Raw genomic sequence first — 9,055 nt, 5'->3', positions numbered from 1 at the left:
CCATCAAACTCACCACCCCCACCGGCCACACCTACCACTCCACCGCACCACCCCTGCCGGGCACACCGCTCCGCCGATCAGCCAGGGATCAGCCGGGCTCCCACGAGCGGCGCCAGCTCCGGCACCAGGCCAAAACTCTGATACACAGCCGGCTCAAAGAAGCGGCCGCAGCCTAGGAATCACAGACTGCCCGAGGGGCTTGGGCGTTGCTGCTGCCCGTGACCTGACCATTGCTCCTGCCGGCGCCTACTGTGAAGCCTTGTCCTCGCCATAGGGTTCCGGCCCAATGACAACATCGTTGGCGGCTCCGTGACACCACTCCGAAAACGATCCCGGGTACAAGGCAGCGGAAAAGCTGGCGATCTCAAGGGCGGCGATTTCATGGGCCGCTGTCACGCCGGAACCGCAATACACGGCGGTGGGAACGTCTGCCCTGTAGCCGAGCCGCTCGAACCGCTCCCGGAGCTCCGCCGGGGCCAGAAAGCGCCCGTCAGCCTGCAGGTTTCCTGTGGTCGGGGCGCTCACGGCGCCCGGAATATGGCCGGCGCGGGGATCCACGGGTTCGATCTCCCCGCGGTACCGTTCGGCCGCCCGGGCGTCAAGAAGCAAGCCGCGCTGCCCCCAGGTGGCGGCCTGTCCGGCGTCGATCGCGGGCATGGCGCCGGCGGACAGGGTGACGTTCCCCGGTAAGGGCTGTTCGGATCCGGCCGCAAGTTCGAACCCGGCGGCACGCCAGGCGGCCAGGCCGCCGTCGAGCAGGTGAACCTGCCGGAAGCCGGCGTTGCGCAGCATCCACCACAGCCGGGCGGCGGCCATGTTGCCGCTGTCGTCGTAGGCTACGACGGCGTCGGCGTCGTTGATGCCCCAGCGGCGCGCGGACTTCTGGAACTGTTCCAGCGGCGGCAACGGGTGCCTTCCGCGTCGCGGTTCCGCGGGTCCGGCGAGTTCGGTGGCGAGATCCACGAAGGCAGCTCCAGGGATGTGTTCGCGCAGATAGTGGTCGTGACCGTGGGGGTCACCGAGCGCCCAGCGAACGTCGAGGAGCACTGTGCGCTGGCCGGTTCCGCCGGCGCCGTCCAGCCGGTCCTTGAGGGCAGCAGCATCGAGAAGGGTGTCCATTTCCCCACTCTATCTTCGGCGTCCCGCCGCCCCCGGTAGGCTGTAGCGGTGAACACCGCGCACCAGCAGGACCGGGCCTGGGCCGACGAGGCCGTCCGCCGGATCAACGCCGAAAACAACCGCTCTGCCGACACCCACCTGTATTCGGTGCCGCTCCCGGACCACTGGGGCGTGCAGCTGTACCTGAAGGACGAATCCACCCACCGCACGGGCAGCCTCAAGCACCGGCTGGCGCGTTCGCTGTTCCTTTTCGGCCTCGTCAACGGCTGGATCCGGGAAGGCACCACGATCGTTGAGGCGTCCAGCGGCAGCACCGCCGTCTCCGAAGCCTATTTTGCGCAACTGCTCGGTCTGCCCTTCATTGCCGTGATGACCCGGACCACCAGCCGCGAGAAGATCGCCCTGATAGAACAGTTCGGCGGCTCGTGCCACCTGGTGGACCACGCGTCCGAGGTCTACGAAGCGGCCGCGGATCTGGCCAGCAGCACCGGCGGGCACTACATGGACCAGTTCACGTACGCCGAACGTGCCACGGACTGGCGCGGGAACAACAACATCGCCGAGTCGATCTTCGGCCAACTGGCACTGGAGGAGCACCCGGTCCCCCGCTGGGTTGTGGTCGGAGCCGGCACCGGCGGGACCAGCGCCACGATCGGCCGGTACCTGCGGTACCACTGCCACGAGACCAGGCTCGCTGTCGTCGACCCGGAAAATTCCGCGTTTTATCCCGGCTGGCGGAACAGCAGGCCCGACGGCGGAAGTCCCGCTCCCGGGACAGCAACCGGCGGGACAGCTACTGTCGCAACGGCGGCCGGTTTGCCGTCACGCATCGAGGGCATCGGCAGGCCGCGGATGGAGCCGAGTTTTGTGCCCGCCGTGATCGACCACATGATCCAGGTTCCCGACGCTGCGTCGGTGGCGGCCATGCGACACCTGAGGGAACATGCCGGACTGCACGCGGGCCCGTCCACCGGCACCAATCTCTGGGGCGTGTGGCAGCTCATCGCCGGGATGATCGCGGAGGGCCGGCGCGGCAGTGTTGTCTCGCTCATGTGCGACGCCGGGGACCGCTACGCCGGGAACTACTACAACCCGGAGTGGCTGGACGCCCAGGGCCTGGATCCCGAGCCTCACGAGGCCGTGCTGCGCGAGTTCTTCCAAACCGGCGTCTGGCCGGCCTAGGCTAGACCTCCACTGAATCGCCGCTGGAGAGGTGCCGGTACTCTGTGCCGTACTTGGCGCCGATCCGGGTCACATGCCCCTCCACCAGGCCGCGGCCCAGCTCGTTCAGGAGCGCGTCGTGGACAGGGAAGGCCTGCGGGGCGCGGACGCCGATGACGAAGTCCACCACTTCGCCCACCTTGTTCCACGGGGCGTGGATGGGTACAAGCAGCGTCTTGACTTCGACGCCGTCGGGGATCGCGAAGGAGTCCCCCGGGTGGTAGACGTTGCCATCCACCAGGTAGCCGACGTTGGCCACGACGGGGATCTGCGGGTGGATGAGGGCGTGCTGGCCACCATATGTCCTGACCGCGAAGCCGGAGGTTTCAAATTCCTCGCCCGCGGCCGCCGCATGGATGCGGCTCCCGGCGTCGGGCGCCTTGCCGCGAAGCGTAGCGGCCACCGCCTCCGGGGCGAAAAGCTCAAGGTCAGTGTTTGACTGCAACGCCGCGGCGACGGCGTCGACGTCCACATGGTCCGCGTGCTCGTGGGTGATCAGGACTGTATGGGCTCCGGCCAGGGCCCGGTCCGTCTCCGAAAAAGTTCCCGGGTCAAACACCAACACCCGGCCGTCCTGCTCGAGGCGGACACAGGCATGCGTGAATTTGGTCAGCTTCATCCGGCCAGCCTAGGCACCAGCCGCCACAGTGTCCACGGAGCGCTGCTGGCAATCTTGGACGCTGGTAATCTTGGACATTGCCACCACACCTCAGCGAGTCCCACCCGCGCATCCTTTGACGAAGCGAGTTCCACGATGTCCCAAGGCACTACCGCCGGCAGCAGCCGGACTCCGGCCTCGGCACCGGTGCAGGGCAAGGAGCAGCGCGTTACCAAGCAGCGCCTCGCCGTCAGCGCCGCCCTGGACGATCTGGCGGACTTCGTCAGCACCCAGGAACTGCACCGCATCCTCCAGGAGCGTGGCACCGCGGTGTCCCTCGCCACGTCCTACCGGATCCTGCAGTCCCTCGCCGACGACGGGCTGGTGGATGTCCTGCGCAACGCCGACGGCGAAGCGGTCTACCGGCGCTGCGCCGTCACCGGGCACCATCATCACTTGCTGTGCCGCAACTGCGGCAAGGCCGTGGAAGTGGAAGCCCCGGCGGTGGAAGCCTGGGCCGCGCGGATCGCGCGGGAGCACGGATTCACCGCGGTGGAGCACACCGTGGAAATCTTCGGGCTGTGCCCGGAATGCACGGCTTTGACGGCCGGCGAGTAGCCCCGCCGGCTCAGGCCACCGCCGTCGTCGTGGTGCGTACAATCCGGCCGTTCAGCCCCCGCTTGGCCCGGGCGTTGCCGATCATGCGGCAGGCCACATAGATCACGAAGGACAGCGTGGTCACATACGGGCTGATCGGCAGCCGGCCGCCGAGAGCCAGCAGGATGCCTCCGACGGTCGCCGCCATCGCGAAGACGATGCTCAGCGTGACCACCAGCCGGGGCGAGGACGTGACGCGCATGGCGGCCGCCGCGGGCGTGATCAGCAGGGCCAGCACCAGCAGGGCGCCCACAATCTGGATGGACAGCGCCACGCTGATTCCCAGCAGCACCATGAAACCCAGGGCCAGGGCTCGCACCGGCACGCCGCGGGCGGTGGCGACGTCGGGGTCAACACTGGCAAAGGTCAACGGCCGCCAGATGGCGACCAGCGCCAGCATCACCACGACGGCGGCGACCGCCAGGACCTGCAGCTGGACCGTCCCGACCGACACAATCTGTCCGGTGAGCAGGCCGAACTTGTTGGCCGCCCGGCCCTCGTACAGGGACAGGAAGAGGATGCCCAGGCCCAGCCCGAAGGGCATGATGACGCCGATAATCGAGTTCTTGTCCCGGGCACGGACACCCATCACGCCCAGCACCACGGCTGCGATGACCGATCCTGCCAGCGAGCCGAGGATAATGTCCGCGCCAATCAGCAGCGCGAACGCCGCCCCGGCAAAGGACAGCTCCGAGATTCCGTGGACCGCAAAAGCCAGGTCGCGTTTCATCACGAAGGTGCCCATCAGTCCGCCCAGCAGACCGAGGACGGCGCCGGCCCAGATGGAGTTCTGCACCAGGACCAGCAGCTCGGCGTAGTTTTCGAAATTGAAGATTGAATGCAGCAGGTTGCCCAGATCCATTTAGCCCGCCTCCCCTGCGACAGAATGCGCGTCCTCGTGGTGGTGCGTCGCGCCGTCCGGCAGCCCCACAACGATCAGCCGACCATTGGCTTGGATGACTTCAACATGGCTGCCGTACAAGTCTGAGAGCACCTCGGTGGTCATGACCTCAGCGGGGGTGCCCACCCGGAACCGGCCGCCGGCCAGGTAAAGGACCCGGTCCACGTAGTCCATGATCGGGTTGATCTCGTGGGTCACGAACACCACGGCGCTCTCCGACTCACGGCACTGCTTGTTGATCAGTGCGCTGACGCCCTGCTGGTGCTGAAGGTCGAGGGACAGCAACGGCTCGTCGCACAGCAGCACTTTGGGATCCGCCGCGAGGGCCTGGGCCACGCGCAGACGCTGCTGCTCACCGCCGGAGAGCTGCCCCACCGGTACCTTGGCATAGTCGGTGGCGCCCACGAGATCGAGGAGCTCATCGACCTTCCGGTTCACTTTTGCCCCGCCCAGGCGGATACCCCAGCGGTGGCCGTCGACGCCGAGGGCCACGAGGTCGCGGGCGCGCAGGGGCGTATCGGGGTCGAATGATTTCTGCTGGGGCACGTAGCCGATCCGGCGGCTTCCCCGCTCAACGGGATGGCCGTCGAGCACGGCAGTTCCCGTGCTCAGTTCCTGCAGGCCCAGCAGGACCTTCAGGAAGGTGGTCTTGCCGCTGCCGTTGGGACCGAGCACGGCAAAGAATTCACCCGGGTTGATGTCCAGGTCCAGGCCCTCCCACAGTGTCCGTTGGCCGAACGCCAGGGAGGCGCCGCGGAGGCTCACTACCGGTGTCAAATGGGGTTTCCTCGATTTTCCGCGGAGACGGCTGCTCCCGCTGTTGCGATCATCCTAGGGCCCTGCCGATGCTCTCCACATTCCCGGTCATCCACTGCAGGTAGGACTGGCCGTCCGGGAGGGTTTCGCTGAAGTTCACTACCGGGACGCCCGCGGTCTCGGCGGCCTTTTTCAGCGCCACCGTCTGCGGTCCCTCGGTCTGGGTATTATAGGCCAGCAGCCGGACGCCCCGGGATGCCACGAGATCGACGGCGGCCTTGAGCACTGCGGGCGGGACATCGGCGTCTTCCTCGATCGCCGCCGTGTACTCGGCCGGGGTCTCGTTCTCCAGTCCGGCGTCCTCAAGCAGGTACAGGGGTACGGGCTCGGTGACGGCCACGGGCACATGGCCCGCCGAGGACTTGATCGCGGCGAGCCTGGTTTCCAGGCCTCCGAGAGAGTCCTTGAAGGCTGCCGCGTTGGTCCGGAACGTCTGCGCCGAGGCCGGTTCCAGCGCGCCCAGCTTGTCCGCGACGGCGTCCGCGAGGCGGGACATGGCCGGCAGGCTGTACCAGACGTGCTCGTTCAACCCGGTGTGCTCGTGGGTGTGGCCGGCGGAGTCGGGGCTCGCCGCTGCCGGGCTTTCGGTGGCGAGGCCCGAGACGTCCACGGCATTGATGATGTTGCCGGGCTCCAGCCCCGTGTCGGTTGCCAGCGTGTCGATGAAGGCGTCGTATCCCCCGCCGTTCTCCACGACGAGCTCGGCCTTGGAGACGGCCAGCTTGTCCTGGGTGGTGGCCTCGTAGGAGTGCGGGTCCTGGCTGGTGCGGTTGATGATCGAGCTGACCCGGACCTTGTCGCCGCCGATGCTGGAGACAATGTCGCCGTACACGCTGGTGGAGGCGACGACGTCGACCACGCCGTCGCCGGCGGTCCCCCGCGAACTGCCCGCCGTCGGGCTGCACGCGGTGAGCAGGAGGCCTAAGCCGGCGAGACCTGCCAGCATGGCTCGGGCAGCGGGACGACGCACGGGAACCTCGGATCTGTTATTGAGAATCAGGAGCAATAGCAACAGCCCGAGTGTATCCCTAAATAGGAATCATTCCTATTTAGGGATACACGGCATGCCGTACTGCCGCCCGCCCGCTAGTGGCAACGCGCTACTGGTCTTGGCCCAGCCTGCGGTAGCCGGTGGCCTGCGTCGCGTCCCGGATTTCACCGACGAGCTGCTCGATCACGTCCTCCAGGAACAGCACCCCCTGGGTCAGCCCGTCGGGGCCGATCACGCGGGCAAGATGCGAGCCCGTGCGCTGCATGACGGACATGGCCTTCTCGATTTCGTCGTCCATGGCGAGGTTCGCCAGCGACCGGATGCGGCTTTCCGCAATGGGCTCCCGGTATCGGTCGTCCGGGATGGTCAGCACGTCCTTGATGTGGAGGTACCCGGCAAGCATGCCGTCGTCATCGAGCATGGGGAAGCGCGAAAACCCTGTCCGGCTCACTGCTTTTTCGAACTGCGCCGGTGTGGTGGCGGCCTTGAGCATGACGAGCTTTCCCAGCGGGACCATGACGGTGGATGCCGTGTGTTCAGAGAACTCCAGCGCACCGGTGATGAGACCGGCGTCGTCGTCCACGAGCCCGTGGCGGGTGGATTCCTGCACGATGGACTGCACTTCTTCAAGGGTGAAGGAGGAGGTGACCTCATCCTTCGGCTCAATCCGCATCAGCTTCAGGATGTGGTTTGCTGACCAGTTAAGCGCGGCAATGACGGGCTTGACCATTCGCGCGATGAACATCAGCGGCGGCGCCAGCAGCAGCGCCGCCTTGTCCGCCACTGACACGGAGATGTTCTTGGGCACCATCTCGCCGAACGTGACATGCAGGAACGTCACCACCAGCAGTGCGACGGCGAAGGCCACAATGTCGGCGACCCCCACCGGGACGCCCAGCGCTTCCAGCGGCACCGCCAGGAGGTGGTGGATCGCCGGCTCGGCCACCAGCAGGATCAGCAGCGAGCAGACCGTGATGCCGAGCTGGGCGCAGGCCAGCATGAGGGAGACGCTTTCCATGGCCCGCAGGGTGGTCTGCGCGCGCTTGGAGCCGGCCTCGGCCAGCGGTTCGATCTGGCTCCGGCGGGCGGACATGACGGCAAATTCGGCTGCCACGAAGAAGGCATTGCCCACCAGCAGGAAGGCGAGCCACAGGATTCCTGCCCAGTCGCTCATGCGGCATCTGCCTGGCTGGCGGGCTGACCGTCGCCTGGTACCCGGGTGGGACGGAAACAGATCCGGTCGATGCGGCGGCCGTCCATGCGGGTCACGCTGAGTGTCCCGCCGGCGACGTCGACTGTGTCGCCGACTGCAGCGATGCGGCCGAGCTGGCTCATGACGTAGCCTCCCACCGTTTCGTAGGCAGCCTCGTCGGGTACGGTCAGGCCCGGGATCTGTTCGGAGAGCTCATCGGGCCGGAGCAGTCCGGGAAAATACCAGTCCCCCGAGGCGCTCTGAAGCAGCCCGGGCCGGACCTTGTCATGTTCATCGGCCACTTCCCCGACGATTTCCTCCACGAGGTCTTCAAGGGTGGCGACGCCGGCCGTTCCGCCGTATTCGTCCAGGACGACGGCCAGTTGCAGGTTGCCTTCACGCAGTTCGGCCAGCAGTGCGTCCAAATGGATGGTTTCGGGCACCCGCAGAACATCGGTCATGATGGCTCCGACCTGCAGTTTGGCGCGTTTGCCGGAGGGCACGGCAATGGCTTTCTTGATGTGGACTACGCCGCGGATGTCATCGAAGGAATCGCCGATCACGGGGAAGCGGGAGTAGCCGGTGCGCTTAGCGGCCTCGACGATGTCCGAGACCGGCTGGTCGGCGTCGATGGTCTCCACCCGGATACGGGGCGTCATGACGTCCGCCGCCGTCTGCCCTGAGAACTTCAGGGTCCGGGCGATGAAGTTGGCGGTTCCGGCGTCGAGCGTGCCCATGGCCGCGGAGCGGCGCACGAGTGAGGCCAGTTCGGCCGGCGTGCGGGCACCGGAGATTTCCTCCTTGGCCTCCAGGCCAAAGATGTTGAGAACCTTGTTGGAGAAACCGTTGAGCACCACGATTGCGGGCTTGAAGATGGCGGTGAACACCAGCTGTGGCCGGGCGACGGCCTTGCCGATCGGGAACGACAGCGCGATGGCCATGTTTTTGGGCACCAGCTCGCCGATCAGCATGGAGAGCAGGGTGGCGAGCCCCATCGCGAGGACCAGCGACAAGGAAACAGCCGCCGCCGGCGGGACGCCGAGCGCGGTGAGGGGGCCTTGGAGCAGCGCACCGACCGAGGGTTCCATGACGTAGCCGGTCAGCAGCGTGGTCATGGTGATGCCCAGCTGGCAGCTGGAGAGCTGGGTGGAAAGTGACTTGAGGCATTTGAGCAGGGGCTCGGCGGCGGTGTCGCCGGTGTCCACGGCGCGCTGCACGGTGGCCTGGTCCAAGGCGACCAGGGAAAATTCCACGGCAACAAAGAACCCGGTGCCGAGGATGAGCAGGAGGCCTGCTGCAAGGAGTAGCCATTCCATCTCAGCGGCCCGCTTCCGCAGCAGCGGCACATGGCAGGGACCGCTGCAGGGACCGTAAATGCTGGAAGGGTCTGCCCGGCGGAGGATGGTCGGCGGCGGCCGACCCTGTTTCCTGGAAAGCTCCGGTGTGGCGTGTGGCCGGAGAATGATGGGCACGTGAACGGGGTTTGCCGGCTCTGCGGGTGGACTGCGCGGGAACGGTTTCCGTTCTCCGCTGACAGCCCCCAGGCCGGCACCTAGATTT

The 9,055-nt window shown here is 66.8% G+C and carries 9 protein-coding genes; 2 read left to right on the top strand and 7 right to left on the bottom strand.

Translation table 11 applies throughout. From position 1 onward, the window contains the following. Window positions 1-246: 246 nt before the first annotated feature. On the bottom strand, window positions 247-1,119 hold the full coding sequence (locus LQV16_RS21755) for a sulfurtransferase (protein WP_229995938.1): 873 nt from the start codon (window positions 1,117-1,119) through the stop codon (window positions 247-249). Between the two features lie 48 nt (window positions 1,120-1,167). Between LQV16_RS21755 and LQV16_RS21750 the strand changes: the two genes are divergently transcribed. Continuing rightward, window positions 1,168-2,301, top strand: a complete 1,134-nt coding sequence (locus LQV16_RS21750) for a PLP-dependent cysteine synthase family protein (protein ID WP_229995937.1) — start codon at window positions 1,168-1,170, stop codon at window positions 2,299-2,301. A 1-nt stretch (window position 2,302) separates the two neighbouring features. Here LQV16_RS21750 and LQV16_RS21745 read toward each other — a convergent pair whose 3' ends face one another. After that, window positions 2,303-2,959 carry an MBL fold metallo-hydrolase gene (locus LQV16_RS21745; protein WP_229995936.1) on the bottom strand — a complete coding sequence of 219 codons (657 nt, stop codon included), beginning with the start codon at window positions 2,957-2,959 and terminating at the stop codon, window positions 2,303-2,305. Between the two features lie 135 nt (window positions 2,960-3,094). Here LQV16_RS21745 and LQV16_RS21740 point away from each other — a divergent pair, with 135 nt between their 5' ends. Next, on the top strand, window positions 3,095-3,556 hold the full coding sequence (locus tag LQV16_RS21740; protein WP_229995935.1) for a Fur family transcriptional regulator: 462 nt from the start codon (window positions 3,095-3,097) through the stop codon (window positions 3,554-3,556). A gap of 10 nt (window positions 3,557-3,566) precedes the next feature. On the opposite strand, the gene LQV16_RS21735 is transcribed toward LQV16_RS21740, so the two are convergent. From LQV16_RS21735 to LQV16_RS21715, 5 genes are all read right to left on the bottom strand, one after another. Further along, window positions 3,567-4,457, bottom strand: a complete 891-nt coding sequence (locus LQV16_RS21735; protein ID WP_229995934.1) for a metal ABC transporter permease — start codon at window positions 4,455-4,457, stop codon at window positions 3,567-3,569. Next, window positions 4,458-5,273: a metal ABC transporter ATP-binding protein gene (locus LQV16_RS21730; protein ID WP_229995933.1), complete on the bottom strand. Its 816-nt coding sequence runs from the start codon at window positions 5,271-5,273 to the stop codon at window positions 4,458-4,460. Between the two features lie 49 nt (window positions 5,274-5,322). Next, window positions 5,323-6,282, bottom strand: coding sequence for a zinc ABC transporter substrate-binding protein (locus LQV16_RS21725; protein ID WP_229995932.1), 960 nt, complete (start codon window positions 6,280-6,282; stop codon window positions 5,323-5,325). 130 nt (window positions 6,283-6,412) lie between these two features. Further along, entirely contained in the window at window positions 6,413-7,477 is a 1,065-nt protein-coding gene (locus LQV16_RS21720) for a hemolysin family protein (RefSeq protein ID WP_229995931.1), read from the bottom strand. Next, a complete protein-coding gene (locus tag LQV16_RS21715; protein WP_229995930.1) occupies window positions 7,474-8,811 on the bottom strand; it encodes a hemolysin family protein in 1,338 nt (445 codons plus the stop codon). The genes LQV16_RS21720 and LQV16_RS21715 overlap by 4 nt, the downstream gene beginning before the upstream one ends. Window positions 8,812-9,055: the final 244 nt, after the last annotated feature.

Source organism: Arthrobacter sp. Bi26, assembly GCF_918697925.1.
Classification (GTDB): domain Bacteria; phylum Actinomycetota; class Actinomycetes; order Actinomycetales; family Micrococcaceae; genus Arthrobacter.
The sequence above is the reverse complement of the archived record's forward strand: the minus strand, read 5'-3'. Positions and strand labels throughout refer to the sequence as shown.

Bases quoted from the DNA above. Each gene is read 5' to 3' on its own strand.
- LQV16_RS21755 (WP_229995938.1), bottom strand. From the start codon at position 1,119: ATGGACACCCTTCTCGATGCTGCTGCCCTCAAGGACCGGCTGGACGGC.
- LQV16_RS21735 (WP_229995934.1), bottom strand. From the start codon at position 4,457: ATGGATCTGGGCAACCTGCTGCATTCAATCTTCAATTTCGAAAACTAC.
- LQV16_RS21745 (WP_229995936.1), bottom strand. From the start codon at position 2,959: ATGAAGCTGACCAAATTCACGCATGCCTGTGTCCGCCTCGAGCAGGAC.
- LQV16_RS21740 (WP_229995935.1), top strand. From the start codon at position 3,095: ATGTCCCAAGGCACTACCGCCGGCAGCAGCCGGACTCCGGCCTCGGCA.
- LQV16_RS21720 (WP_229995931.1), bottom strand. From the start codon at position 7,477: ATGAGCGACTGGGCAGGAATCCTGTGGCTCGCCTTCCTGCTGGTGGGC.
- LQV16_RS21715 (WP_229995930.1), bottom strand. From the start codon at position 8,811: ATGGAATGGCTACTCCTTGCAGCAGGCCTCCTGCTCATCCTCGGCACC.